Below are 25,996 nucleotides of genomic sequence, written 5' to 3'. Positions count from 1 at the left end.
TAGAAATGGTAATCCACACCTAACATCTTACCATAAATTACAGAAGGCCTGAATATGGTGTTATGCAAAGTTATCTTTGCCTTTGAGATTAACAAGTTCGATAAATTGCTCAAGTGACTACATATTTTTTGTCCAAGTTCTTGCCATTAGTACAATCACACCATTTATTAGAAAACATTGTAGTTCGTACTTAAAAAAAATGTACCAACCTCTTTAGGGACTAAGAGTATTTCTCTAAATTAAGATGATTCACCCAACTTACAAGCCACTATGTTTTCCCTACATCCAAATTTTCTGTATTAATTATGACTATCCTTTGTTGATGTTCTTATGGGTTTTTATTTCCATGATCTGCACGACAGGCTGACGATTCGGTGCCGAGGCACTTCGAAAAATCGGCCTTTTTATTGATTTACCTTGTAGAGTTGACCGGCACGTTATCATAATCCCCAAATCTCATCCTGTCAAGAGATAATGTGCGAATGAGCGACATAGCGGGGGATCCCCCCTTATGCTTTCGAAATATGAATGAATTTCCGAGTATGAAGGGCGATATCGCTTTTTCCAATTCAACCGGTTTCATGTAAAATTTTCTTCAGGTCGATGGGGAGATAAGGGATGTACACACAAAGGACAGAACGCAATGAATTCAAGGCCATTACGAAAGACAGAAAGGGAGGAGCTGCATGAACAGCGTGGATAAAATCAGATTTATACTCCTTTACGGTGAAGCGCCTGAGGCAAAATGTTACGGGTACATGGAGTTGAATCGGGATGGCAATATGACCGCGCTCTACAATAGGTATGGCGAGGAAATAGACATGTATGGTGGACATGAATTTGTCAGGGTTCGGACGCTTGGCAAATTCGATGACAAAGACCGCGATAATTTTTATTCCTTGTTAGAAAGTGATGGTGTAGGATAATCTGCACGAGAGACTGGAGATTCGGTGTCAAGGCACTGCGAAAAGTCGGCTTTGTCGATTGATTAACCTTGCAGAGTTGACCTGCCTTCAGGTCGATCGGGGGGATATTGGATATACAAACAACGGACGGAACGCAATGAATATTCGGGAGGTAGAAGATGAACAAACGGGTTCAAGAGGCAAGTGGAATGAAGAGAGGGCCGATGTTAACTGCGCTACTCATCGGTGCATTTGTTGCGTTTCTTAACGAAAATTTACTTACCAATGCATTTCCTGGATTGATGCGGGAATTCAACGTTGCTGCTGCGACCATACAATGGTTATCGACGAGTTATATGCTCGTGATCGGCGTACTGGTGCCGGTGACCGCATTGCTGCAGCAATGGTTCACGACTCGCCAGATGTTTATGTCTGCGATGGCGTTATTTTTGGCCGGTACCTGCTTGTGTGCAGTATCCCCGGGATTCGGAATCTTGCTGATGGGCAGGGTTGTTCAGGCTTGCGGGACAGGATTATTGATCCCATTGATGATGAATACGATTCTCGCCCTTTATCCTCCAGAACGCCGGGGTGCCGCCATGGGTCTCATGGGGTTGGTCATTATGGTCGCCCCTGTCATCGGGCCAGCTTTGTCGGGTCTGGTCATCGATACCTTACATTGGCGATGGCTATTCTATATGGTGATTCCTGTCGCATTGTTTTCGATTATTTATGCATTCATGTACATAAAGAATGTGACAGAACAAACCAAGCCAAGGGTCGATATTTTATCCATTGTGATGTCAACCGTCGGTTTCGGTTGCATCACCTACGGCTTCAGCCAAACAATTCTTTGGGTTGAGCCTTTGGGTTACGGGTCAATTGCCATAGGCAGCCTCTTCTTGCTCTTGCTTGTATGGCGGCAGCTCACGATCAAAGAGCCGTTGATCGATCTTTCCGTATTCCGGCATCCTACTTTTTCTCTGGTTGCGGTATTGGTAGTAGTCCTGATGATGGTTCTATTCGCCACCACGACATTGTTGCCGATCTATATGCAGGATGTGAGGCAGTTGACAGCATTCGCGACAGGTTTACTTCTGATGCCAGGCTGCATTTTAAACGCAATGATGATGCCGGTTACAGGGAAATTATTCGATAAATTCGGGCCGAGATTCGTCATAGTGCCCGGATTGCTCTTGATCGCCATATCGTTGTGGCAATTTGCCGGCATCGACAGTGATACTGCGCAAGGTTCCATTCTATTCAATCATGTCCTCTTATTCTTAGGCATATCGTTCGTCGTCATGCCGGCTCAGACAACAGGATTGAATCAACTTCCGCGTCATCTGGTCCCCCATGGCACAGCCATATACAATACGCTCCAACAGATTGCTGGGGGAATTGGCATCGCATTGTTCGTCGGCACCATGTCATCCGGAGCCAATCGTTATCTTCACCATTCGCTAGATCCCACTGCAATGCACGAGAAAACACAAAGCATGGTTGCCGGTCTGCAAACGGTTTTTTGGATTGAATTTATTCTCGCCATACTTGTTTTGGTACTGGGTTGGTTTATAAAAAAGTTACCTGTACATAATGAAAATGACTCATTACAAGCACAGATTGAATCGTAAGTTTGCAACCGTACAAGAAGCAAAGGTCCCACCATAAAGGTCGGCCTCTTATTTCGTTGTACCTTAGAATCGCTGACTATAAGGAGAGCTGATCATGAATCGAATAAGGTGATTGAGAACAGGGTAAATAGATGGAAATATGAATTTTACTGAGTTTAAGAATTTCTTAACACTCACGAATGTTCCCTAACACAGCTTTTCGCCGTCACTTATGATACGGTTCAGCTCGTTGGCTGCTTCGGCAACGGACCCCATCCATATTTGTTCAAATGACATAATCGTTTCCGTTACTTATGATATGGCTCAGCTTAACGGGTCTATCGGCGAAAAATCCAGTGCGACGAAACACTCTGTCCCCATCTTAGCCGCATACCAAACAGCAGATACCGTTTGACCAGCACCTGCTGAATTCAAGCCATTCTATTTCTTCTATTCTACATCTAGCGAATGATCAAGACTGGCATTCAGCATGCGCAAGATCATGAGTAACGATTCAGATCTAGTCGCATTAGCATTCGGTTTGAATAAACCGTCCGACGTACCCTTTACAATCCCCATATCAGATAATGTATCAATCTCTGCCTCTCCCCAGTGTCCTACAACATCCTTGAACTTCGAATGCTTCACGAGATTCGCGTTCATTACTTTTGAAAGCATATCTACGATTTCCGCTCTGGTTATCGTTTGATTTGGTTTGAACGTTCCGTCTAAGTAACCCTTAGCAATGTCCATTTTTTTCAATGTAGCAATGGTACCTGCTGCCCAGTGACTTCCCTTGCTCTCCTCAACAATCCAATACGGCTAATCGGGTATATTGGGTATATTGGGTATATTGGGTATATTGGGTATATTATATTTAGTCTGACCGCATCGCTTGGTCAATGTCAAAGCAAAGCTGCATAGTCAGGCAGGCGCAGCATGCTGTGTACTTTTCCAGACTCATCGCCTGGCATACTTTTCTGATTAGGCAACTGTAGGGCTGCAAGTGCCTGATTACGAGCTTCGAGTTCCTCACATGTCCGCGGTAAGAGAAAGGTTCCACCGCTACCAGCTAGGGCTTGATTTGCCTCAGCAAAAGGTCGCATGATTTTTTCATAAGCTGCAAACGCCTCTTCGTGATGTTCGTGGGTGGCCAGTTCGCCTGCCAAAATATACGCTCCTACCAACGCGACACTTGAGCCTTGTCCTGACAAGAAAGATGCAGCGTAGGCTGAATCGCCCACCAGCGCGATGCGCCCCTTTGTCCAATGAGGCATGTGGATCTGGCTGACAATGTCATAATACAAATCGGCAGACTCCTTCATTGCCTCAACGAGACGAGGCACTATCCATCCGCTGTCGGCGAACATCTCGGCGGTCAACTTCCGCTGCCTATCGGCATCTTGATAATTGGTAAATGGAGGCTCTTCGGATGAGAACGTCAAAAAGGCATGTAGCGTATCGCTGTCTCCTACGGCAGACAATATGGCAAACCGTCCCGGTGTAGCGTAGGTGACAGATTCGTGAGACAAGCCTATATCATTCGGGATGGTAAAACCATTAAAGCAATAACCGAGATACTTACTAAACTGATTCTCTTCACCGAACGTGAGACGACGAGTATTCGAGTGCAAGCCATCGGCACCGATAACGAGGTCAAATCTGTCACGTCGTCCACTTTTGAAGGTGACGTCTACGCCATCGCCATCGTCATTCAGGCTGGAGATTGAATCATTAAACATATATCGGACCGGCTGAAGCTTCGTCAGATCAAAAAGAGACTCTGTCAGACTTCCCCGCGGCAATTCGATATCCCTCCCTTCCATACCGCCAGTTAGTTCCTCCGGCAGTAAGATCCCGGCAACACTACCGTCGGGATTGACAAAAGTAATCTTTTTCGAATGAATATGAGACGCCTGAAGCTGTGGAAGTATTCCCATTCGTTCGACTACGTCGATCGCTGTCCCCCGAACATCGATAGGGTAGCCCCCACCCCGGATCGTGTCCGAGCGCTCAACCACGGTAACATCAAATCCGTATTTGCAAAGCCAGAATGCGAGAGTTGGCCCGGCGATGCTTGCACCTGAAATTAGTACGGTCTTAGGCTTGTTAAACATATATTATTCCTCCTAATAAATGAAATTCGATAATAAGGTACGATACGTACCTTATGTCCATATGATATAATATGTTCATACGAAATGCAAATGCAATATAAAAACCATCAACAGCAATAAGAAATATTTTGAAAGAAGGAAACCATACATGAATAAAAAAGGAAATGAGGGATTTGGGAACGAGGTTCAGAACGCAGGTTCCAGACGCCGAGGGGATATCCTGGAAAATGCCATTCTTCAATCCGCTTGGGATGAGCTTAACGAGGTTGGCTATTCCCGTTTGTCGATGGAAGGAGTTGCTGCGCGGGCAAAAACTAATAAAAATGCCGTATACCGCCGATGGCCCGGCAAGGCAAAACTTGTTATTGCAGCGATACTCAAGCATGTGCCCAAACCTTCCATGGAAGCCCCGGACACAGGAAATTTGCGCATTGACGTACTTACGCTGCTTCTCAGCATAGCCAAACCGCTGCAAATGATCGGTGCCGAAACGATACATGGCATTATGGTCGATTATCACGGTAAAGATTTGATTTCTTCTTTGCCGCAATTCATGCATCGAGGTACCGAAGACAAATTAACAATAATAATGAGAACAATATTAAAAAATGCGGAGATGCGCGGAGAGATCAACCGGACACCAAGCAAATCGAGGGTGATGTCGCTTCCCTTTGATTTAATTCGGTACGAGTTGCTAACAACACACGAGATGCTATCCGACAATGCTATAACGCAAATTGTTGACGACGTTTTTTTACCGCTTGTCCTTTTTAATCGATGACAAGTCAACCCTGATAATTAATCCGGCATTATTCATATCAAGGAGATCTTACCGCACGGATCGGGATACAAAGAAGATATTACTTTGAGAATCTGGGCCATTGGCATTGAGCGCAAAAGCGTGCTTCAAAATAAGGAGATCAATGCAAAGTCGTATTTAGTTCTTGATCATGAAGCGATAAGAAAAATCAAATGACAGACCAGCGTTGCAGCTATTGAATCTGCAGCACTATTCACTTACAACGCTACTATGAGTGCATGTTTTACAACAAAGAGGGGTTCGTATCTCGAAACATCGCGCGTCGGTGAATTGTGATTTATTGAGCCGTGGCTCGTCTCCATATGCCAAATTATTCACAACAACTTAGAGGCAGTTATCACTGATGCCTGCCTTTAAGTATATAAAGGAGTTAAAGCATTGTCTAAGTGGGCAACGAATGCTTAGGAGATCTAATTCAGTTTATATATTCGAGATATGATAGGTGAAGTAGTTAGGGAATTGCATCATTCGCTGTTCGATCGGAACTCTTACTTTTGAACGAACAATGTACTTATAGTGTGGATTAAACAATGTCGTTATTCTAAATCTAATCATCGAGGGCTGATCATTACGTTTATACAGCTTAACGATACGGGGTGAACATGATGAGAAGAAATCAAGATCGACTCAAAGACGGAACGAACAAATTCATGCCCGGCAAGGTAGCGGTACTGGTGAAATGGAATAACAGGTCGCTTCTGGACAAGATGATTGATGACGGTACGCCTGTGAAGGAACTGGTGGCGTGGTGTAATGATAACGGGTTCCCGATCAGCCTTCCCCCTATGTACTCTTACATGAAGCAGCGCCGGGAAGCGATTGTAAACGGGCTCACGATGGAACTGATCCACTCAAAGGAAGACACGCTCAAGAAGGCGTTGGAAGATTCCACAAAAAAGAAGACAAGAGAACAGGGCAGCGCGACGAACCGGAAGAACCGCCGTGAAGATCGTGCCAAGGTTAAGGACACGTTGGAGAAGAAACTGGCAGATCAAGACAGCCCCAAGCGCATCCGGCACGATCTGGAGCTGTTGGACGAAGTAATACAGAAGGGCTTCGACACGTTGAGCAAGATGGAATTTTTCGCCTAAGCGAAATATATTTGTGCTCTGTTTCATCGTACCACTCTAAAGCGAAAAAAGAGCGCCTTTAGATTTTCGATGAAAACAACCAGAGGTTAGTCCATATCCCATTCTAAGAGGTGCTCTTATTGAAAAAGTTGCTTCGTATCCATTAAATTTCTTTTAATGATGCAATGCATTACCTTACTTGCTTAATGGTTTCATAACAAATATATGGTTTTAACCATTCGATATCCTGACTTTTATAGCATTCTAACAGCAATTGTTTCTTTGTTAATATTTTTTCATCTAATTTTTTTTCCGATGTTTCGAATACGTAGATATTTTGATAAACCAATTCATGAACAATTTTGGATATCGCGATGTGTTGTGTGTGTCCATATTCCCCTTTTAAGTTATGAGTGACCACTTTTGATATAGGTTTCCGTGCAAGTACCTCAGCTATATCTGATTTCAAACGAAGCTGATCAAAATCGCCATCCCATTTATCTTCATACTCCCACATTTCAAATTCCGCATGAACCTTCTTCATTACTTTCTGGAATTCTTTGCGTCTGAGCTTGTTGTTTCCGTTTGTCACACAAATGACCAGCCAGCCATTTTCTTGTATGAGCTGGGCCCCGCCAAATATCATTTCATCATCGGGATGAGCAACAATCATTATTTTATCATAGCTCATTATTTCTCTCTCATCTCAAGTACCCTTGTTCTATATATGTTAAATATTCTCTTTGTTACTATGGAAATATCCATAGATTTCTTCATATTTTGCCTCAACTCTTTTTTCCAATTTGCATGTTGTACTTTATAATGCACGCCATCTAGGATAGCTTTTGTAATATGTTTCTGATCCATAGGCAGATAACATTTATGATCACAGAAATAGTAGTTCAAGGCCTCATTGAAATTGTCAAGAGTAACTAAGCCAAACGTTCCTTCGGTACCAATCGCGATTACGGGGCATTCGCAAGAAATGGCTTCCAACGCAACTCTGCCAGTTCCCACAACATAATCGCATATCGAGTACAACTCAGACATATCCTTTCGGTTCCCAATATACTGGATTCGCTTTGAATTTATTTTATCGTTAATACGTTTCTTAATTCTCTCGGCATTCATACCACCGCCAGCGATAAGAAGATATAGATTAGGTAGTGCATCTAGTAATTTTTCTTCACTAGCATCTAACAACAGATTGCAAATCTCATACTTTGTATCCTCTAACCTGCTGGCGTACAGAATGACTTTGGATTTGTTGGGAATGTTTAATTTTCTTCTTAGATTCGACTTGTATGGCCTGAACTCTTTCATATCAATCCCATTTGGGATGAATACGGTAGTGATGCCACTCTGTTTCAAATGATTCTGAACGGGTACACTAACGCTAATAAGAGTAGGTTCAATTGAGCATTGTTTGAATAACTCCATTGATTCCGAGGGGTTGTAAAAAATTCCATGAAATGTATAAACCAAAGGTATATTTAATTCCTGAGACAATTGCACGGCAATCCTGCCACTGCTCTGTAAATGAGCGTGGATCACATTAATTTTGTTGATTCGAATCCAATTCTCAAGTTTCTGTTTATTGGTTTTTTCTTTATAAATTTTGCAATTAAGCATTTTAAATTTACTTTCGAGCGGCCCAGGATCCCCAGTTACAAATACAGAACTACCTTGTTTTATCAATTCTTTCGCAAGTGATAGAACATGCGTCTCCGTTCCTCCAATATCAAAAGCATCAAGCACCAATAGCACCCTTACGTCTTGACCTTCCAATTCCTCATCTCCTTCATTAATCAGGTAACTCTCAGTAAACCTTTATAATGTAATAAGTAATGAAGGAAGAAGTTGAAATGAAGCGGCTCCTAACTATAGCCCTGCAATATATATAGCAGTCCTGAGGGTTTCTCCCGCTTCCTCCTCAGCCGCAGCCGCTAGCTGCTGTACTTCTGTCAGAAACGGACGGTATTCACTCGCTTCCCGAGGCCCCGTAGAACCATGCAACCCCGTTTTCTCCATCGGTATCATATCAAAAATTTCGCCGTCACTTATGATACGGTTCACCTCGAATAATCTTAAACACCCGATACACCTGCTCCACCAGCACCAGCCGCATCAGCTGGTGCGGCAAGGTCATGCGCCCGAACGCCAGCTTCAGCTCGGCGCGCGCCAACACTGCGGGGGCTAAGCCCAGCGAGCCCCCGATCACAAACGCCACGTGGCTGCGCCCATACGTGGCCAAGCCCTCTACATGCCGCGCGAGCTCATCGCTCGTAAGCGGCATGCCATCAAGGGCGAGCGCCACGACGTAGGCGTCGCCCTTGATTTGCGCGAGGATACGTTCCCCCTCGCGCTGCCTGACGAGCGCCTCTTCAGCGGCGCTCATGGAGTCCGGTGCCCGCTCATCGGGCACCTCAACGATCTGCACCTTGGCATACGGCCCAAGGCGCTTCACATACTCGGCAATCCCTTGCACGAGGTAAGCTTCCTTCAACTTGCCAACCGCAATAATCTGAATCTGCTGCATAAGCAACCTCCTGTGATCTATTTTTTATGCCCAACCGCACTTTACACGCAGCCCCATACAAAAAAAGAAGCCCCAGCCGCAACCAACATGCGACAGTACGGCTTCTTTCCTTATCGCCCCTTACGCTATACAACCAAAAACCTTGCCTGCTCTGCACACCGCTCACAATGGACAGGTGGCTTCCATGCGGTAAAGGACACTTCCTGGATATCCACGATATCGGGTGCATCCTCATACTCATCAACGAACTGATCAATCGCTAATTCCAAATGCTCCTTGCATACGACAAACATAACCTGACCCCACTCTTCTCTATACTAGATCCTCGCTGTTAGCGGTCCTTCAGCTCTGCCATCGTCATGGTAGCAGTCGCCTTTTTCCCGCCGCGGTAATACGTAATCGTGATTTTATCGCCAATTTTCTTTTGACTGTATATATATTTACGAAGCGCCAGCGTGCTGTCCACCGCCTGCGTATCCAATTGTACAATAACATCGTTTGTCTTCAAGCCCGCATCTTTGGCAGGACCTGTGACATCGAGCACGATAATACCAGCTTTCACATCAGCAGGCAGCTTTAATACCTCTGTCCCTGTAAAAGATTGCAAATCCTGCGTCACCACACCCATATACGGCCTTTTGATCTTGTGGTCCTTAATCAGCACCTCAACAATCGACTTCACCGAATTGATCGGAATGGCAAAACCTAACCCTTCCACGCCAGTGTCAGCCACCTTCAGCGTATTGATTCCGACGATCTTACCTTCAAGATTGACGAGCGCACCGCCGCTGTTGCCCTGATTGATCGCCGCATCGGTTTGGATGACATCCATTTCCCAGTCATAATCACCCTGTGCGCCCAACGACACAGGAATGGTCCGCTTCGGCCAGCTGATGATGCCTCTGGTCACCGTTGGTGCATAACCCAAGCCAAGCGGATTCCCCACGGCAATTACCGTTTCGCCTGCCCGCAGCGCATCCGAATCGCCGAAGTCCGCTACCGATTTGATCCCGCTGCCTTCAATTTCCAGGACGGCCAGGTCTGTCATTTGATCCCGACCAAGCAGCGTTGCTTTCTTGCGTTCACCACTTGAGGTTACGACATCCAGCTGAGCAAAACCTTCCACGACATGGTTGTTCGTCACAATCCGCACTTTATCTCCCGATCTTTGGAACATAACACCCGATCCGAGTCCCATCGATCCGCGCGCGCCTGCCTTTTCGCCTTCCTTTTGAGAGCCGATAATGCTGATAACCGTTGGGCCAATCCTTTCTGCCGCTTTGACAACCGAGTCACTGCTCAGCTTCTGGGTATCCGTTCCATTCCCGGATGCAGACTCGGTTCCATTCGCAACAGCCGCAGCGACAGGTGCCGCTGCTGGCTCGGAGCCACTGCCCAGACGGAACAACGCTAAGACAATCAGCATAATGGCGGCTCCTCCGAAAGCAGGAAGAAGCCAGGAAGGGACTTGTCGTCTTCTATAGCCGCCATGAAACTTCTTTCCTTTGACAGACCATTCATTACGGCGAGACACCTTTGTAGAATAAAAATCATCGTCAAACAACCCCATCGTCTTCCGCTCCCCCCTCTGCCGTTCCCCGTACAGAGCACCCATCCATACTAGCAATCTCAAAAACTTTCAAATAACAGGAATGATTTCTACAAGTTCGGACTAGACTAAGTATATAACCCTTGAATCCGGAAAGGACGAACCCTCCCATGAATCGTATTAATCAGCATTTGGACCAGGTCAATTGGATTGCCCAGCTAGCCGATCTGAAGCATGCCCATTACCATAATAGCTTACTTGTTACAGCTCTTATCGAGCTGCTTGTCGAGAAAGGAATTATGACGGCACATGATATTGCCGTGATGTCGGCCGAGCTCGACAAGTCGTTTACTCCTCTTCCAGCCGATCCCAAGCTGTAGCGCGGTCATAATACGTATCCATCAGCCGGGCGCGGTGATCATCAGGAGCTAACCGCTCCTCCACCATCTGGCTGACCGTCAGTTTGGCTAAATCCATCATATTATGGTCGCGGCTCAAATGCGCCAAATACACACGTTGGGTTTTCTCTGTCATCACATCACACAAGCCGATACCGGATGCCTCATTGGATAAATGCCCGATATCACTCAAAATACGACGTTTAATATTCCACGGATATTTCCCGACGCGCAGCATCTCGACATCGTGGTTCGATTCCAGCACCAGTACGTCGCTATCGTCGATTTGCTCCTTTACCTTGGGGCTCATATACCCCAGGTCAGTTGCCACACTCAGCTTTTGATTCTCATGATAGAAGCAATAGCCTACTGGCTCGGCAGCATCATGGGAAATCCCGAACGATTCCACTCTCAGCTTGCCCAGATCCAATACACCGCCTGTTTCCATCACACAACGTTTGTCATTAGCAATCCCGCCTATCAGCCTATCAAGCTGCTCCCAGGTCTTTTCGTTGGCGTAAACCGGCAAATCATATTTACGAGCCATCGCTCCAAGACCTTTGATATGGTCGGAATGCTCATGCGTCACGACAATCGCATCCAGATCGGCGCCCGACAAATCCTTTTCGTTCAACAGCTGCTCTACCCGTTTCGCACTCAAACCGGCATCAATCAGCACCTTGCTATCCTCTGTTGCCACGATCGTACTGTTCCCCGTGGAACCACTTGCTAACACACTAAACCGTATTCCCATCTAACTAGCTCCCATCTGACCCCTTAACCTGATGCATTGCTTTTATTTTTCTGCGGCGGCTCAACAGCCCCGTTAAACGCATGCACATAATAAATATCTCCATTACCCAGCGTTACCCGCCAATACGGAACCAGGAACATCGTCTGTGAATCAAACACTTGGCCATGATAACCAAGCTTAATGCTGCTCACTACCGATCCGCTTGGGAAATAGGTTTCGATTAGGCTGCGAAGCACCGTATAAGGAGAGATTACCTTTTGCTCCTTCTGGGCACCTGTCAGCTGATCCTCCACATATCCCTGACGGTAAGCGGTCACCATCCCATTTTGCTCAATGAATTCAAGCCTTACTTCGAACATCGGCAGTGTCCCATACAGCTGATGAAATACATACAGCTCATTAGAACTCATCACCGGATCGTATTGATACTTATCCAGATTGGGGATGGCGGCCCGCGCTGCCACATTATCCTTGGAAGATCCTTTACTTGCCAATGGGTTATACTTGAACGGAATTTCGAGATTAATCTGCTTATTCGAATTTCCCGGCTCTGTAAACCTGACCACAATCTCCTTCAGACGAGGCACTTCCTTCGGAAGCTCTGCCGATATCTGAATATTTTTACTTTTCAAAAGCCGCTGAATTTCCTCTGCTGCGCTCGTCGTATTGGCATCGAACTCCAGCAGGTCGGAACGGGTCGTCCACAGCTGGTAGCCGAGCACAGCATTCAATATAAAGAATGACACGATGAGAATCATTTTGGCCCGGCCCCAGTCCATCGCTTACCCCCTTCTCGGCTTAACCGCTTGCTGTACACTTCTGCTTTATTCCAGAAATTCATAGCTTCCATCCCGCAGCTCTACAGCCCAAGCGGGTATCAGATCCATCGATTGATCATTGACAACAGTACGATATCCAGGAAATACGGAGATCACTGAATTCTTTTTGCTATATTCATTCAGCTTCTCATCCAGCGCATCGCCGCCGATAATCGTCGTCTCCTTGTTGCTTATGCTGCTCATATCGGGAATAATCGTCGATCGCTCATAGCTGGCGACTACCCCTTTTTGCACAATAATCTTCATCGGTCCGAGCGTATACATACGCTGATCGATCAACGGCAGCGAGCCGTAATATTGCCGGAAAATAAAAGGCTGATTGCCCGGAAGCAGCCGCTGCGGAACCTTTTGCAGAGAGTACACTCCGTTCCAACCACCATGCTGATTCACGAATTGAACCGCTGACAACAGGTTTTCCTGCAAGCCCTCTTTATTGTCAACAGCCGTTGCTGCTGCGACCGGGTCGGAATAGGTCATCCACCTCTGATCGTTTTTGAGCTGGAGGCCTCGCTTGGCATCTGTATAAATTTCTGAACCGTCGCGCTCTGAGAGATTGCGGGTAATCGCCGGATCCACGAAAAAGCTTCGCTTCAGCTGATCTACGGTGAACTGTTTGAACGGCAGTCTTACCTCGGCAAACGTAACAGGCTTCAACGGCAAATAATAATCCCCGTTCGTTGTTTTATAAGGAATCATCACTTCCTTACCACTTGCATCCGGCTTCTGCACCTCAGTGACAAACCGTTCAATATCCTTGCCGGAAATATCTGATTTCTGCACTTCATACACGAGATTCGGTATATCGGTGAACAGTACCGTCCTTACCTCATCCTTGGTTTCCTTCGTAAAGATCCAGATTTTAGTGATAGTATCATTTTCAAGCGGCATCTCACCCTTGAGCTGCATAACCCGTTGCAACACATTAATCGGTATACCATCACGAAATTTCACTTCGATACCTTGCTGCTTGTTGCGTACATCATCCCAATTTATGTTTAAGGCGCTCAGGTTCATTTTACGAAACCCTTCAAGCGAACGCTGATTTACACCCTCTACTACCATCCGATAAGCAGGTGTTCCTCGATACAGAACCGTATGCTGCAGGTTACCCACATGCAAAACAACCTGATCCGGAAACAATAAATCCTCCAGCACCGCCTGTGAGCCGATGCGATCCGTCTTTACATACTCGTCCTGCACTAAGGGATCAAAATTCGGGGAACTGTAGGATAAAAAATAGCTCTGTACGAAACTGAGTCCAACAAGCAATATCAGAGTAGCCGATTTCAGCGTCTCCATCATAATGCAGCCTCCTCATCCCCAGGGTACGGCAGCGTGAATGTCACTTTCGTTCCCTGACCAAACTCCGAATCCAGCCATACGTTCCCACCATGCAGTCTTACTATTTCCCGGGCAATCGAGAGACCAAGTCCTGTCCCGCCCATATTGCGCGAGCGAGCCTTATCCACACGATAAAACCGTTCAAAGATCCGACTCAAGTCCTTCTTCGGGATTCCGATCCCGTTATCCTGCACAGCAATTTCCAGCATATCCGGGTCAGGAAGGCGAGCACCAATCCTTATGTGTCCTTGCTCTGACGTATACTTAATAGCATTGGACACGAGATTATCGAGCACCTGGTCGATCCGGTCGCGGTCAATCTTGATTTCCTCCAGAAAAGGGGCTACCTCAATCACAATCTTGATTCCCCGCTGCTCCAATTGAAATGAGAACCGGTCTGCCACTTCTTCCAGCATCTCGAATACATTCGTGTATTCCTTGCTCAGTGTCGCCTGCTTCGAATCCAGTCTGGACAGCTGGAGCAAATCGGTTACCAGCCGAATCATACGCTCCGTTTCGTTACGCGTTACACTAATGAACTTGCCGGCCAGCTGCGGATCGTTGATAGCACCATCCTCCAAGGCCTCCACATAGCTTTTAATCGTCGTCAGCGGTGTCCGTAGCTCATGGGATACATTCGCTACAAACTCCCGTCTGGAGTCCTCCAGCTTCTCCTGATCCGTCACATCCTGGAGCATCGCAATGGTGCCGGAGCGGCCCTTTTCCGTATTGGACAGGCCTGTAAAGCTTAGCTTCACAGACAGCCGTTCTTCCTCGTCATGCTCAATCTGTAGCAGCAGCGTCGGATCTTCACCGAATTCGAACTGTCGCAGCACGTCCCTTGAAATACCGAGTACCTCATGCAGCTGTTTGCCCAGTGTCGTGTCCTCATTTACCTGCAAAATCTGCTTGGCGCGCCGATTAATCACAATCACCTTGCCATCATCGTCCGCAGCAATCAAGCCATCATTCATATTCGTGAGGATCGAGGCCAGCTTTTCCTTTTCCTCTTCATTCAAGGAAAGTGCTTCCTTCAAGCGCCCCATCATAAAATTAAACGTTTGCCCCAGCTGCCCGATCTCATCCCGGCCGAGTACCGGTACCTCCGCATTAAATCGTCCTTCAGCGACAGCCGTTGCCTGTTTCGTGATTGCTTTGATCGGGTTCGTAATGGTGGCTGACAGCATCACTCCGAGAATCGCCGTCAAGGCCAGCGCCATCAGCGTACCCGTGATCAAAAAACGATTGATTAAATTCATCGGCTTATACATTTCTTCCATGGAAGCGATAATATAAACCGCGCCGTTCACCTTGACGCCCGTACCTACAGGCTTGGCAATGATCATCTTGCGCACTCCGTCAAAGTCAGTAAACATCCGCTGGTTATCCTTAATTCCCTGTAAGGCACGAGTGACCTCGGTCTGGATGTTCTTCTGATTCACAACCGCCTGGTGGCTTGCCATCGACGTCGACAGCACAATCCCGTTGGCATCGATAACCTGAATCTCCGCATTGCTGATCGCAAACAAATTATTGACGACATCATTAAGATCGGCATTCGTCTTACGCGCTTCCCCTGACTTCGTCTCTTCATTGTTCACAGATAAGTAAGGCTCCACATATTGGGCCAGCAGCTGTGCCTGCGTGTTATGGGAATTAATAAATTCGGTTTTAAAATAGCTCTCCAGCGTCCGGGTAAAGTAGACTCCGATCAATTGCATCGCAATGACAATCAGCAGCACATAAATAATAATCAGCTTAGCCTGGATCGATTGAAAAAACCGAAGACCTTTCATGGATCAAAAGCTCCCGGTCTTCGGATTACGCATCATGTATCCGAGTCCACGGCGTGTCATAATATATTCCGGCCGGCTCGGGTCATCCTCGATTTTCTCACGCAGTCTGCGAATAGTAACGTCCACGGTGCGCACATCTCCGAAGTATTCAAAGCCCCATACAGCCTGCAGCAGATGCTCCCGAGTCATCACTTTGCCACTTTGCTTGGCCAAATATTGTACCAGCTCAAACTCACGATGTGTCAGATCCAGCGGCTGCTCTCCCTTGTACACCATATACATATCACTGTCGATAAATAAGTCATGGATCTTAAAGCCTTGGCGGGCATCCGATTCCACAGGAGGTGTCAGTTGCACCTTCGTCTGTCTGCGCAAATGCGCCTTCACCCTTGCCAGCAGTTCCCGGGTACCAAACGGTTTGGTGACATAATCATCCGCTCCCAGCTCCAGCCCCAGTACCTTATCAATCTCGTTATCTTTTGCGGTCAGCATAATGATAGGTGTGTTCAGCTTCATTCGTACCTCACGGCACACATCCATACCATCCTTAACCGGAAGCATCAAATCCAGTAGGATCAAGTCCGGCTTCTCTTCAAAGGCAAGCTCTACCGCTCTGCCCCCATCATAAGCGCATATGACCTCATGGCCTTCCTTTTCCAAATTAAACTTTAATATATCCGCAATCGGTTGTTCATCATCGACAACGAGTATTTTCGCCATCCTTACGATCACCGCCTGTTCCTTCTCGAATTCACTACCTGTATCTTACCACATCCTGAAGCGAGGATAAACGGCTGTACCTGCTTTAGACCGTCAATTTACACATCATGGTAATAAAAAGAGAGATAACGAGCAGCCTTTCGCTGCCGGTTATCTCTCAAGCTATCATTCACGATTCCAATAACATATAATTACGGTTTTGGGGAATATCCTCAACCTGTATAAGTGCTAACGATTCAAATATTTCGATGGATTTTCGGCGGTATCATTTTTTTGTACCTCAAAGTGCAAATGTACACCTGTAGAGTTGCCGGTACTGCCCATAAAACCTATCTTCTCGCCTTTTTCTACGATTTGTCCAACTTTCACATACATTTGACTCATATGTCCGTACAACGTTTTGTAGCCATTCATATGATCGAGAATCACATGATTGCCATAGCCGTTATCATAGCTCGCATATACGACCTTTCCGTTATCCGAAGCCAGGATCGTTTTATTCGGTGATGTGAGATCAAGCCCTTTATGCAATGCGCCCCAACGGTAGCCGAATGTACTGGTAATACTGTAGGATTGAACCGGCCATGCAAATTTACCTGTACCCTGGCCTGTAATGACCTTCGTACCCTTGCGCACAAGCGCCTTGACTGGCTGCACGACAACTTCCTCGCCCTGGACGGCTTCCTCAATGACCAAGCCATTCACTTTTGTAACGAGAATCGTTATTTTTTTCATGCCATTTTTGCCTTGCCTCAACGTCTCATCTGTCCCCAGCATCACGTTGCTGTCCTTTTCGAAATCCGTATCGAACTGGATCTCCTGGTTCTCGACTACCTTCTCTACGGTACGAACCGCTAATGTTGGCTGCAGCACGGTTAAATCAAGCTTTTGGCCTACTTTTAATTTATCATCAACGACCGTAGGGTTATTTTGATAGATGACTTGCTTGGAAATATTAAGCTTGGTTGCGATGCAGGAGACACAATCGCCCTGTACCACTGTATACTGTACCGGCTGCACATCTCCGGTTTCCAGCTTTTTTCTGAGCTCATCAGGATTGACTACATCCTGAGGCTGAATCGGAATATCGTGAAGCTCTACCTTTTGCACAAACTCTATCTTCTGCAGCTCCCCCGATTCTACGGGTGCCGCCGCTGATAGAATCCGAACCTTTGCGTCCTTCTTCTTATCGAGCACGTTCGTCTTGATCTGCTCCAGAACCTGATTGGCGGTTTCCTTGTTTTTCACAACGCCTACGTTTTTACCGTCAACCAACAGCTCGGTCCCGATCGGATAGGCTGATATATATCCTGTAAGCTTGTCCAACACTTCCTTATCGTTGGCTTTTGCCATGAAAGCCCTTTCAGCGCTATATGTGACCATAGGCTCCTGAACTACCATTCTCAAATCCTGTTGACTACTAGCTAATTCTTTGACTTTAGAAGCCTCAAACTGCTCAACCATCGATACATCAGACACGACACCAATCTCTGTACCATTCACGGACACATGATACACCTGGTTCATATTGCTAACAATATAATGGTTACCGCCCCATATTACTGCCGTAATCACACTGGCAACAGCTGCCGTCTTGACTAAGGTCCACTTATGTCCAAGTCTAAGGATTCCTTTTGTTCTATGTATCGCTTCTTCAGTTGCTACTGACGCCAATACTTGCTCGGTTTCCACGGTTTCTGCTGCTGATAAGGTACCTGTACTTTCTACTATCTCTACCAATTGTACGGTTTCTATCGATTCTGATGTTTCTACTGCTTGTACGATCTCTATCGATTCCTTAGAATCTACCGATTCTACGAGTTGGATTGCTTCTGCTGGTATATGTGATTGTTCATGTTCATTCGTCGATACGGCCGATTTCAGATGACGCTTTAAATTCAAATTGCGTAACGGGTTATTGGTAAGCTTCTGCTTCGACTTGTCCAGCAGCTCCTTAGCCCAGCCCATTCCTTTTAAAACACTCATATTGTTCTCCTTTAACTTGTTTTTTGCCAAATACATAAACAAAACTTAAGTAGGCATACTAATGAAAGCCGTAGGCTCTTAATCAATTTAACATAGGTTAACTGTGAATTTCAACACATTGTTAAGGAAGCGTGTAAACGAAGGTCGAAACATGACGGGGGTGTGAAGCCATTAAATGGAAAGTTTAATTGCCAGTTTTAGCAGTCAGGCAGATATGGAATCCGCGATCCGCTTACTGAAAGAGCAGGGAGTAATCGATATTAACATGCAAGCTGGGGATTTGGCTGCAGACAATGGAGCAGAGTCAGCGATCCCGAGCTTGTCGAATACTGCATCCGAACCCACCTCTGGATTCATGATGCAAGTCGTTGTCGAGTCATCGCGACTCCGCCAAACGGAGGATACGATTGCGAAATATGGAGGTATTGCAGGACAAGCCGGGGTGGAAGGCTAAGGTTTGATCATACCAAGAAGCTGGGAGAATTCTTCCGGCTTCAAATAATTTTTGAGGATCTTCTCGATTTCACTCAACTCACTGGCTGTGATCCCATCCTCCATCATACTGGAAATATGCTGAATTTCAGTCTGAGGGACACGGGTCAGCAGCAGTTTGAAAATCTGATTCTTATCCTCGTTGGATAGCTGCTCCTTTTTCTTCGTGAACTCTTCTCCAGAAACGACCACTTTTCCACCTGAACCAATATCCGTACTGCCGTCCGCTTTGAGACTGCTGCTTAAAGTGTTCGGTGAAGCTTCAGAAACCGCTCCAGCATTTGGCTTATTTAACCCACTGCCAGCTTCAGAGGAATTCGGGGTATTGGTCGAGCTTCCTGTGTTAGCTTGATTTTCCGATTTGCTCTCTTCTTTCTTGTCAGTACCCTGCTGATGTCCAAATACAGCTATCGCATCATTCGGTGGTGTCTCGCGGTTAGTGCCTGTTCGATTATCAGGTTGTGTTCCTTTTGGTGGGATTTCGTTCTTACCCTCCGCAAATAAATGAAAGCCTTCCGCTTGTTTACCCAAATGGGCAATAAATTGCGACCAGCTTGGTGCTGTTAGTGTACTTGATTTCAGTTCATATTGATCAAGAACCATATCGACATAGGCATTCATGACTGTGAATGTACATACTACACATACGATAGAGGTGATCATGATGCTTACTAGCAGCTTGATCGTACCTTGAATTAGTTTCATTTGTTATCCGCTCCCGCCATTCAGTTCTCAGCAGCTGCTAATACAGCTTGCTTCCTTCAGTATGGACGGCTTTGCGCCAAATCAACCCATTTCAAACAAAAAATCTCTCAAAACCTGTATAACAGGCCTTAAGAGATTGAATAGAGCATGCTTTAAAATTAGAAAATTTCATGTACCAAATTCGTTTGCTCACGGTTACGGCCTACAGAGAAAATCGAGATCGGAATCCCGGTCAGCTCTACAACGCGTTCGATATATTTACGGGCATTAACTGGCAGATCCTCCAGCTTCCGAACGCCTGTAATGTCCTCGCTCCAACCTGGCAGCTCCTCATAGACAGCTACACACTCGGACAGCATTTTCAAGCTGGCTGGGTAATGCTCAATCGTTTCACCGCGATACTGATACGATGTACAAATTTTCACAGTTTCTAAGCCCGCCAGCACATCCAGCGAGTTCAGGGATAGTCCTGTAATACTACTTACTCTGCGAGCATGACGGATGACTACACTGTCAAACCAGCCCACACGACGAGGACGACCTGTTACCGTACCGTATTCGTGGCCTTTTTCACGAATCCAATCACCGATATCGTTGTTAAGCTCAGTTGGGAATGGACCGTCGCCTACACGTGTTGTGTAAGACTTGGCAACCCCGATAACCTGTTGAATTTTGCTCGGTCCTACACCGGAACCGATACAAACGCCACCTGCGGATGGATTGGATGATGTAACGAATGGATAAGTCCCTTGGTCGATGTCAAGCATAACACCTTGAGCACCTTCAAATAATACTTTCTTATCAGCATCGATCAAATCGTTCAGGATGACAGAGGTATCGGTTACATAAGGGCGAATCCGCTCTGCATATCCCAAATACTCAGTAATGATAGCCTCTGCATCTACAGCTGCTGCGCCGTATACTTGCTCGATCAACACATTTTTCTCGGCAACAACCTGACGTACGCGGTTCGTGAATTCCTCAGCATCCATCAAATCGGCAATCCGGATACCATTACGAGCTGCTTTATCCATATAGCAAGGACCAATTCCCTTACGTGTCGTACCGATCTTGTTCTCACCCTTGCGATCTTCTTCCAGACCATCAAGCAGCAAATGATACGGCATAATGACATGTGCGCGGTCACTAATTTTCAAATTATTCGTAGTAAAACCATTATCATGAATATATTGAATCTCTTCAAGCAGCGCGCCTGGATTAATTACCATACCATTACCAATAACGCACACTTTATTTTCATAAAAAATGCCTGAAGGAACCATTGTTAATTTGTACTTTTTTTCATCAATCAAAATCGTATGACCCGCATTGTTACCACCCTGGTAACGTGCCACCACTTCTGCAGACTCAGCAAGAAAATCGGTAATTTTACCTTTTCCTTCGTCGCCCCATTGGGTTCCGACAACCACAACCGTTGACATGCAATCTAACCCCCATCAGGTGAAAGTTTCACCTATAATTAGCCAAAAAGGCATAAAGCACCTTTAGTATTCTAGCAGTTACTTGATCTAAAGTCAATAAAAACGAACGTTTGTACAGCTTCGTGTTGAAATGTTCGTCCATTGATTTATCGGCCTGCTGCTTCCTGATGCGTGCGGTCCAGCCCGACAAATTTATTATAATTTTTCAAAAAGGCCAGCTCTACCGTTCCTACCGGACCATTCCGCTGCTTGGCGATGATAATCTCGATAATGTTCTTTTTTTCGGATTCCTTATCGTAGTAATCATCACGATACAAGAAGGCAACGATATCGGCATCTTGCTCAATGGAGCCTGATTCCCGTAAGTCCGACATCATCGGACGTTTATCCTGACGCTGCTCGACACCACGACTCAGCTGGGACAATGCAATAACCGGTACATCGAGCTCCCGGGCAATTTGCTTCAAGGTACGAGAAATTTCCGATACCTCCTGCTGCCGGTTATCGCCTTTACCGCGGCCATGAATCAACTGCAGGTAATCGATCAGGATCATCCCAAGCCCCCGTTCCTGCTTGAGTCTGCGGCATCTTGCGCGAATATCCGCAACCGTCACCGACGGGGAATCATCAATGTAGATGTTGGCTTCCGACAGGGAACCAATCGCCATCGTCATCTTCTCCCAATCCTCGGCCTCCAAGGAGCCCGTACGCATCCGAGTCGCATCCACGTTCGCTTCCGCACAAATCATCCGCTGTACCAGCTGCGGAGCACCCATTTCCAGACTGAAAATAGCAACGGTTTCCTTCTCCCGTACACCTACATTTTGCGCAATATTCAGGGCAAATGCCGTCTTTCCTACCGAAGGACGTGCGGCAACGATGATTAAATCCGAACGTTGAAAACCGGATGTCATTTTATCCAGATCTTGGAATCCAGACTTGACTCCGGTCGTTCCGCCTTTATTGTTATAAAGGTATTCGACCTTGTCAAAAACCTCCATTAACACATCACGAATCGCTATGAACCCGGTTGAGGAACGACGCTGAGAAATTTCAAGAATCTTCTTCTCTGCTTCACCCAGCAGCTCAGCCACATCGTCCGTACTGGCATAACCATCCGTAACGATGTTGGTAGCCGCCCGAATTAACCGCCGCAGCATCGACTTCTCTTCCACAATCTGTGCGTAGTAGTCGATGTTGGCCGCAGTAGGCACCGCATTTGCAAGCTCAGATAAATACTTGATCCCGCCGATTTCCTCCAGCTGCTGCTTATTTTGCAGCTTGGACGTCAGCGTGATCAAGTCAATCGGCTCATCCTCCTCAGCCAACTCCAGCATCGATTCAAAAATCCGCTGATGCGACGTGCGATAGAAGTCGTCACTATTGATCCGCTCCATCGCAGTGACGAGTGATTCGCCGTCAAGCAAAATAGCGCCGAGCACGGCCTGCTCGGCTTCCAGATTTTGCGGAGGGATACGATCCAAAAACATGCCCTCGTTCAATGATTTCCCCTCCTGGGCACTTCCATCAAGAAAGTTTACTTATCCTCACTCACATGAATCTTCAGTTTAGCGGACACTTCTGTGTGCAGCTTCACACCAACCTCTGTCACACCCAACGTACGAATCGGCTCGTCCATAAGAATTTTCCGTTTATCCAGCTTCAGCTTGAACTGCTTTTCCAGTTCCTCAGCTACCTGCTTGCTTGGAATGGCTCCGAACAAACGGCCATCCTTACCTGACTTCGCCTTCAATTCCACGGTTAATGATTCCAGCTTCTTCCCAAGCTCTACAGCATCTGCCTTCTCTTGCTCCTTCTTGCGCTGCTCAGCTTTCTTCTGCTGGTCCAGCATTTTCACTGAACCTTCGTTAGCGGCAGCTGCCAGCTTCTGTGGCAGCAGGAAGTTCGTTGCATATCCCTCGGAAACCTCTTTAATATCGCCTTTCTTGCCTTGACCCTTAACGTCCTTTAATAAGATAACTTTCATTCAAAAAGCCCCTCCTCAGCATTCATCTCATTTAAAATTGCTTTTAGCTTCTCAGCTGCTGCCTCAAGCGTCCCTTCGAACTGCGTAGCTGCATTCGTTAAATGCCCGCCGCCACCCATCCGCTCCATGACAACCTGTACATTCAATTGTCCCAACGAACGGGCGCTAATGCCGACTAATCCATCAGGTCTTTCACTGATGACGAACGAGGCCGACACACCGGTCATCGTTAGCAGTGTATCGGCTGCCTGAGCGATCAACAGCTGTGAATATTTACGATTTGGCTCCGTTACGGCTAGTGCAATATGTTCATAAATGACCACTGCATTCTTAATGACATCCGCACGCTGGATATAAGCTTCCAGATCTTCCTTCAGCAGCCTCTGAATGAGCGAGGAATCCGCTCCATTGCGCCTCAGGAAGGAAGCCGCCTCAAAGGTACGGGCGCCCGTGCTGAGCGAAAAACTTTTCGTATCCACGACAATACCCGCGAGCAGCGCGGTTGCTTCAAGCACACCCATTGTCAGCCGATCGTTAAAATATTGCAGCAGCTCCGTCACCAACTCACAAGTCGAGGAAGCGTAAGGTTCCATATAAACCAGTGTAGCATCCTGAATAAATTCCTCGCCGCGCCGATGATGATCAACAACAAATTTACGATTCGTCAGCTGCAGCAGCTTCGGCTCGGCTACCATCGACGCTTTGTGGGTATCAACAACAACGGCCAGCGACCTTTGATTCGTGATCTGCATCGCCTGCTCAGGTGTGATAAACCAGCGGTTCAGCTTCTCGTCCTCATAGATCGTTTCCATCAGCTTCTGGATGGAAGGGTTTACCCCTTCGAGCACAATATAGCCTTCCTTATTGCTGACATGGGCCGCTTTCAGCACACCGATAGCCGCACCAATCGAATCCATATCCGGATATCGATGACCCATAATGATAACCTTGTCACATTCCTTGATCAAATCACGCAGCGCATGGGATATTACCCGCGCCCGGACTCTCGTTCGTTTCTCAACCGCATTGGATCGACCTCCATAAAAGGATAACCTTTCACCGATCTTCACAGCAACCTGATCACCGCCGCGGCCAAGCGCCATATCCAGACTTGTCTGCGCCAATTGCCCCAGTTCCGTTAAGGAGTTGTTGCCGGAAGCGATTCCCATACTTAAAGTCAGCTGCAGCTTATGTTCGATCGTCAGATCGCGGACCTCGTCCAAGATTTCAAAACGTGACTGCTCCAGCATTTTCAAACCCTTCTGGTCAATCAATATCAAGTAACGATCCGAGGCCGTACGACGTAAATACACGTTATACTTTTGCGCCCATTCGGTAATCTCACCGGTTACCTTGGCCATCATGATACTCCTGGATTGATCATCCATGCCTTGTGTCGCTTCTTCCAGATTATCCATCATAATAATACCGATCGACAATCGTTCTTCCTCATAACGTATGGATAGTGTTTTGTAGGCCGTAATATCCGTCACATACAGCAGCCGTTCATTCGGCTTTACCTGCACCTGATAAATACATTTACCAAGAGTAATCTCGACCTTGCCTACATCCTTGTCCTTACGACCTTTCAAGATCGGGAACAATTCCAACAAACCTTCACCGATCAGAGAGTCCTTGCCGACCATTTTGGCCACAAATGGATTGTGCCACTCCACGATCTTTTCTTCGTTATACAGCAAAATGCCGATAGGCAATTCATTGATCACCTCATTGCCTGCCCGCTTGATACGGTGGGACAATGTCGTTACGTATTTATTCATATCCTTGCTGAATGCCCGCTCGGCCCTCATCGTAAAAAATCCGAGAATCACGCATGCAAGCAAGGCGATCACACCAACTACCCATTGAAACAGCATGAGCACAAAAATTAATATCGTCATTACAGCAAAAATCCATACGATATGCGCGCCATGCCATCGATTTAACAGGAACTTCGGCATCCCTTTCGCCCCTAATCCAATCTTATTTTCGAGTCACACGTTCACGGAGCGGAAAAGCAGTATCGAACACACCCAGCAAACTTAATATAAAGGGTGCAAAAAGCAACGATACGATAATTCCGCAAATCGGCAAAACCCGGTTCCAACGTTTATAGTGAGCCAGGAAAAACAGAAAGGAAATGGCCTGCACCGCGAACAAGAACGACAGCATAGGCAGCAGGTTAATCAGGATCGTGAATAGCATCGAGCTCGTGTCTCTTACAAAAAACTCCATGAACAAAGCGATTACGTAATACCAAACTAACGATTTGTGAAGCTTCCAATCACGAATGGGTCGAAACCCTTGAATATGCTCGCCTGATCGATTGAGCAGCTTTCTGGCTGCCCAGTGCGTCACTAATACGATAAATAAAGAAATCCCGATCATGTAGAGGGGAAGCATATGGCTTGCGATCTTTACCAGCATTTCTTTATCCATGACCAGTGAATTTTGCAGGTAAGCAGGCATGATGCTTATGCTTTCCAACATGAACATTTTCATTTTTTCAATCAAATTAATTCCAAAAGCATAACAGACTACCAAGCTAAGCAGCATCTCCGCCAGCAGGGTAAGTGTTCCCGCAGTGACAACATTTCGCGCTGGTGCGCCTTTTTTGTATTGATTGCCCATTTGGAAAACGGGGGGTAAAAAGAATATGGATACGGCAATAAGCATGACAGCAACCCATCCCACCATCAGCAAGGAGGTTACCAGATAAACGACAATCAGACTAATTGCGTAAAATACTAAAAAACGTTTCGTATCCAGCTTCACGTACTGTACCAGCAGTGGCACCATCAACAAGCAGATCGTAATGCTACTGACTAGCGGTACCATTATCGACAGCAATAAAACAACCGTCGCCAAGCCCCAACCCAGTAATCCCAAGGAACCGTTCCTCAATCCGTTCACCTCTTACACA

At 46.5% G+C, this 25,996-nt stretch carries 26 protein-coding genes; 6 read left to right on the top strand and 20 right to left on the bottom strand.

Annotation, left to right across the window (positions count from 1 at the left end; translation table 11 throughout):
- Positions 1–686: 686 nt before the first annotated feature.
- Positions 687–926 (top strand): hypothetical protein, encoded by a 240-nt coding sequence (locus OB236_RS07355; RefSeq protein ID WP_262683359.1) that lies wholly within the window; start codon positions 687–689, stop codon positions 924–926.
- Positions 927–1,084: 158 nt separating this feature from the next.
- Positions 1,085–2,539 carry an MDR family MFS transporter gene (locus tag OB236_RS07350; RefSeq protein ID WP_262683358.1) on the top strand — a complete coding sequence of 485 codons (1,455 nt, stop codon included), beginning with the start codon at positions 1,085–1,087 and terminating at the stop codon, positions 2,537–2,539.
- 429 nt (positions 2,540–2,968) lie between these two features.
- On the opposite strand, the gene OB236_RS07345 is transcribed toward OB236_RS07350, so the two are convergent.
- Entirely contained in the window at positions 2,969–3,331 is a 363-nt protein-coding gene (locus OB236_RS07345; protein WP_262683495.1) for an S-layer homology domain-containing protein, read from the bottom strand.
- Positions 3,332–3,423: 92 nt separating this feature from the next.
- Positions 3,424–4,635 carry an FAD-dependent monooxygenase gene (locus tag OB236_RS07340; protein ID WP_262683357.1) on the bottom strand — a complete coding sequence of 404 codons (1,212 nt, stop codon included), beginning with the start codon at positions 4,633–4,635 and terminating at the stop codon, positions 3,424–3,426.
- A gap of 148 nt (positions 4,636–4,783) precedes the next feature.
- Here OB236_RS07340 and OB236_RS07335 point away from each other — a divergent pair, with 148 nt between their 5' ends.
- Both OB236_RS07335 and OB236_RS07330 read left to right on the top strand, forming a co-directional pair.
- A complete protein-coding gene (locus tag OB236_RS07335; protein WP_262683356.1) occupies positions 4,784–5,416 on the top strand; it encodes a TetR/AcrR family transcriptional regulator in 633 nt (210 codons plus the stop codon).
- Positions 5,417–6,060: 644 nt separating this feature from the next.
- Positions 6,061–6,546, top strand: coding sequence for a hypothetical protein (locus OB236_RS07330; protein WP_262683355.1), 486 nt, complete (start codon positions 6,061–6,063; stop codon positions 6,544–6,546).
- A gap of 169 nt (positions 6,547–6,715) precedes the next feature.
- Here OB236_RS07330 and OB236_RS07325 read toward each other — a convergent pair whose 3' ends face one another.
- The 6 genes from OB236_RS07325 to OB236_RS07300 all read right to left on the bottom strand — a co-directional run bounded on the left by OB236_RS07325 (position 6,716) and on the right by OB236_RS07300 (position 10,634).
- Positions 6,716–7,216: a PIG-L family deacetylase gene (locus OB236_RS07325; protein ID WP_262683354.1), complete on the bottom strand. Its 501-nt coding sequence runs from the start codon at positions 7,214–7,216 to the stop codon at positions 6,716–6,718.
- On the bottom strand, positions 7,216–8,313 hold the full coding sequence (locus tag OB236_RS07320; RefSeq protein ID WP_262683353.1) for a glycosyltransferase: 1,098 nt from the start codon (positions 8,311–8,313) through the stop codon (positions 7,216–7,218). The genes OB236_RS07325 and OB236_RS07320 overlap by 1 nt, the downstream gene beginning before the upstream one ends.
- Positions 8,314–8,406: 93 nt before the next feature.
- The gene (locus OB236_RS07315) at positions 8,407–8,601 is read right to left on the bottom strand and encodes a hypothetical protein (protein ID WP_262683352.1); all 195 of its coding nucleotides are present in this window, start codon (positions 8,599–8,601) and stop codon (positions 8,407–8,409) included.
- Complete coding sequence (gene rlmH, locus OB236_RS07310) at positions 8,582–9,064, bottom strand: 23S rRNA (pseudouridine(1915)-N(3))-methyltransferase RlmH (protein WP_091174447.1); 483 nt, start codon at positions 9,062–9,064, stop codon at positions 8,582–8,584. Before rlmH ends, OB236_RS07315 begins: the two co-directional genes overlap by 20 nt.
- Before the next feature lie 125 nt (positions 9,065–9,189).
- Positions 9,190–9,357, bottom strand: coding sequence for a CxxH/CxxC protein (locus OB236_RS07305; protein WP_076237551.1), 168 nt, complete (start codon positions 9,355–9,357; stop codon positions 9,190–9,192).
- A gap of 38 nt (positions 9,358–9,395) precedes the next feature.
- Positions 9,396–10,634: a S1C family serine protease gene (locus OB236_RS07300; protein WP_262683351.1), complete on the bottom strand. Its 1,239-nt coding sequence runs from the start codon at positions 10,632–10,634 to the stop codon at positions 9,396–9,398.
- 149 nt (positions 10,635–10,783) lie between these two features.
- Here OB236_RS07300 and OB236_RS07295 point away from each other — a divergent pair, with 149 nt between their 5' ends.
- Positions 10,784–10,993: a hypothetical protein gene (locus OB236_RS07295; protein WP_076237553.1), complete on the top strand. Its 210-nt coding sequence runs from the start codon at positions 10,784–10,786 to the stop codon at positions 10,991–10,993.
- On the opposite strand, the gene OB236_RS07290 is transcribed toward OB236_RS07295, so the two are convergent.
- From OB236_RS07290 to OB236_RS07265, 6 genes are all read right to left on the bottom strand, one after another.
- On the bottom strand, positions 10,962–11,765 hold the full coding sequence (locus OB236_RS07290; protein ID WP_076237554.1) for an MBL fold metallo-hydrolase: 804 nt from the start codon (positions 11,763–11,765) through the stop codon (positions 10,962–10,964). The two genes, OB236_RS07295 and OB236_RS07290, sit on opposite strands and share 32 nt — an antisense overlap.
- A gap of 23 nt (positions 11,766–11,788) precedes the next feature.
- Complete coding sequence (gene yycI / locus OB236_RS07285; RefSeq protein WP_262683350.1) at positions 11,789–12,544, bottom strand: two-component system regulatory protein YycI; 756 nt, start codon at positions 12,542–12,544, stop codon at positions 11,789–11,791.
- 45 nt (positions 12,545–12,589) lie between these two features.
- Positions 12,590–13,906 (bottom strand): YycH family regulatory protein, encoded by a 1,317-nt coding sequence (locus OB236_RS07280; protein ID WP_076237556.1) that lies wholly within the window; start codon positions 13,904–13,906, stop codon positions 12,590–12,592.
- Positions 13,903–15,741 carry a cell wall metabolism sensor histidine kinase WalK gene (gene walK, locus OB236_RS07275; RefSeq protein ID WP_076237557.1) on the bottom strand — a complete coding sequence of 613 codons (1,839 nt, stop codon included), beginning with the start codon at positions 15,739–15,741 and terminating at the stop codon, positions 13,903–13,905. The genes OB236_RS07280 and walK overlap by 4 nt, the downstream gene beginning before the upstream one ends.
- 3 nt (positions 15,742–15,744) lie before the next feature.
- Complete coding sequence (gene yycF, locus OB236_RS07270; protein WP_076237558.1) at positions 15,745–16,461, bottom strand: response regulator YycF; 717 nt, start codon at positions 16,459–16,461, stop codon at positions 15,745–15,747.
- A gap of 228 nt (positions 16,462–16,689) precedes the next feature.
- Positions 16,690–18,447 (bottom strand): peptidoglycan DD-metalloendopeptidase family protein, encoded by a 1,758-nt coding sequence (locus OB236_RS07265; RefSeq protein ID WP_262683349.1) that lies wholly within the window; start codon positions 18,445–18,447, stop codon positions 16,690–16,692.
- Positions 18,448–18,622: 175 nt separating this feature from the next.
- Between OB236_RS07265 and OB236_RS07260 the strand changes: the two genes are divergently transcribed.
- The gene (locus OB236_RS07260; RefSeq protein WP_262683348.1) at positions 18,623–18,901 is read left to right on the top strand and encodes a hypothetical protein; all 279 of its coding nucleotides are present in this window, start codon (positions 18,623–18,625) and stop codon (positions 18,899–18,901) included.
- Here OB236_RS07260 and OB236_RS07255 read toward each other — a convergent pair.
- The 6 genes from OB236_RS07255 to OB236_RS07230 form a co-directional block, all read right to left on the bottom strand.
- Positions 18,898–19,644, bottom strand: coding sequence for a hypothetical protein (locus OB236_RS07255; RefSeq protein ID WP_262683347.1), 747 nt, complete (start codon positions 19,642–19,644; stop codon positions 18,898–18,900). The genes OB236_RS07260 and OB236_RS07255 overlap by 4 nt on opposite strands.
- Before the next feature lie 158 nt (positions 19,645–19,802).
- Positions 19,803–21,086, bottom strand: coding sequence for an adenylosuccinate synthase (locus OB236_RS07250; protein WP_076237561.1), 1,284 nt, complete (start codon positions 21,084–21,086; stop codon positions 19,803–19,805).
- A 146-nt stretch (positions 21,087–21,232) separates the two neighbouring features.
- Positions 21,233–22,576, bottom strand: coding sequence for a replicative DNA helicase (dnaB, locus tag OB236_RS07245; protein ID WP_179097727.1), 1,344 nt, complete (start codon positions 22,574–22,576; stop codon positions 21,233–21,235).
- 47 nt (positions 22,577–22,623) lie between these two features.
- Positions 22,624–23,073, bottom strand: coding sequence for a 50S ribosomal protein L9 (gene rplI, locus OB236_RS07240; RefSeq protein WP_076237563.1), 450 nt, complete (start codon positions 23,071–23,073; stop codon positions 22,624–22,626).
- Positions 23,070–25,034 (bottom strand): DHH family phosphoesterase, encoded by a 1,965-nt coding sequence (locus OB236_RS07235; protein ID WP_262683345.1) that lies wholly within the window; start codon positions 25,032–25,034, stop codon positions 23,070–23,072. The genes rplI and OB236_RS07235 overlap by 4 nt, the downstream gene beginning before the upstream one ends.
- Before the next feature lie 22 nt (positions 25,035–25,056).
- Positions 25,057–25,977 (bottom strand): YybS family protein, encoded by a 921-nt coding sequence (locus tag OB236_RS07230; RefSeq protein WP_262683344.1) that lies wholly within the window; start codon positions 25,975–25,977, stop codon positions 25,057–25,059.
- Between the last annotated feature and the right edge of the window lie 19 nt (positions 25,978–25,996).

The sequence above is a fragment of the Paenibacillus baimaensis genome, assembly GCF_025567575.1.
This window is presented reverse-complemented; position numbering and strand designations above follow the sequence as displayed.

Bases quoted from the DNA above. Each gene is read 5' to 3' on its own strand.
- OB236_RS07305 (WP_076237551.1), bottom strand. From the start codon at position 9,357: ATGTTTGTCGTATGCAAGGAGCATTTGGAATTAGCGATTGATCAGTTC.
- walK (WP_076237557.1), bottom strand. From the start codon at position 15,741: ATGAAAGGTCTTCGGTTTTTTCAATCGATCCAGGCTAAGCTGATTATT.
- OB236_RS07235 (WP_262683345.1), bottom strand. From the start codon at position 25,034: ATGCCGAAGTTCCTGTTAAATCGATGGCATGGCGCGCATATCGTATGG.
- OB236_RS07300 (WP_262683351.1), bottom strand. From the start codon at position 10,634: ATGGGGTTGTTTGACGATGATTTTTATTCTACAAAGGTGTCTCGCCGT.
- dnaB (WP_179097727.1), bottom strand. From the start codon at position 22,576: ATGTTTTTGGATCGTATCCCTCCGCAAAATCTGGAAGCCGAGCAGGCC.
- OB236_RS07340 (WP_262683357.1), bottom strand. From the start codon at position 4,635: ATGTTTAACAAGCCTAAGACCGTACTAATTTCAGGTGCAAGCATCGCC.
- OB236_RS07325 (WP_262683354.1), bottom strand. From the start codon at position 7,216: ATGAGCTATGATAAAATAATGATTGTTGCTCATCCCGATGATGAAATG.
- OB236_RS07265 (WP_262683349.1), bottom strand. From the start codon at position 18,447: ATGAGTGTTTTAAAAGGAATGGGCTGGGCTAAGGAGCTGCTGGACAAG.
- OB236_RS07330 (WP_262683355.1), top strand. From the start codon at position 6,061: ATGAGAAGAAATCAAGATCGACTCAAAGACGGAACGAACAAATTCATG.
- OB236_RS07335 (WP_262683356.1), top strand. From the start codon at position 4,784: ATGAATAAAAAAGGAAATGAGGGATTTGGGAACGAGGTTCAGAACGCA.
- OB236_RS07255 (WP_262683347.1), bottom strand. From the start codon at position 19,644: ATGAAACTAATTCAAGGTACGATCAAGCTGCTAGTAAGCATCATGATC.
- yycF (WP_076237558.1), bottom strand. From the start codon at position 16,461: ATGGCGAAAATACTCGTTGTCGATGATGAACAACCGATTGCGGATATA.
- OB236_RS07250 (WP_076237561.1), bottom strand. From the start codon at position 21,086: ATGTCAACGGTTGTGGTTGTCGGAACCCAATGGGGCGACGAAGGAAAA.
- OB236_RS07295 (WP_076237553.1), top strand. From the start codon at position 10,784: ATGAATCGTATTAATCAGCATTTGGACCAGGTCAATTGGATTGCCCAG.
- rlmH (WP_091174447.1), bottom strand. From the start codon at position 9,064: ATGCAGCAGATTCAGATTATTGCGGTTGGCAAGTTGAAGGAAGCTTAC.
- rplI (WP_076237563.1), bottom strand. From the start codon at position 23,073: ATGAAAGTTATCTTATTAAAGGACGTTAAGGGTCAAGGCAAGAAAGGC.
- OB236_RS07280 (WP_076237556.1), bottom strand. From the start codon at position 13,906: ATGATGGAGACGCTGAAATCGGCTACTCTGATATTGCTTGTTGGACTC.
- yycI (WP_262683350.1), bottom strand. From the start codon at position 12,544: ATGGACTGGGGCCGGGCCAAAATGATTCTCATCGTGTCATTCTTTATA.
- OB236_RS07355 (WP_262683359.1), top strand. From the start codon at position 687: ATGAACAGCGTGGATAAAATCAGATTTATACTCCTTTACGGTGAAGCG.
- OB236_RS07290 (WP_076237554.1), bottom strand. From the start codon at position 11,765: ATGGGAATACGGTTTAGTGTGTTAGCAAGTGGTTCCACGGGGAACAGT.
- OB236_RS07350 (WP_262683358.1), top strand. From the start codon at position 1,085: ATGAACAAACGGGTTCAAGAGGCAAGTGGAATGAAGAGAGGGCCGATG.
- OB236_RS07260 (WP_262683348.1), top strand. From the start codon at position 18,623: ATGGAAAGTTTAATTGCCAGTTTTAGCAGTCAGGCAGATATGGAATCC.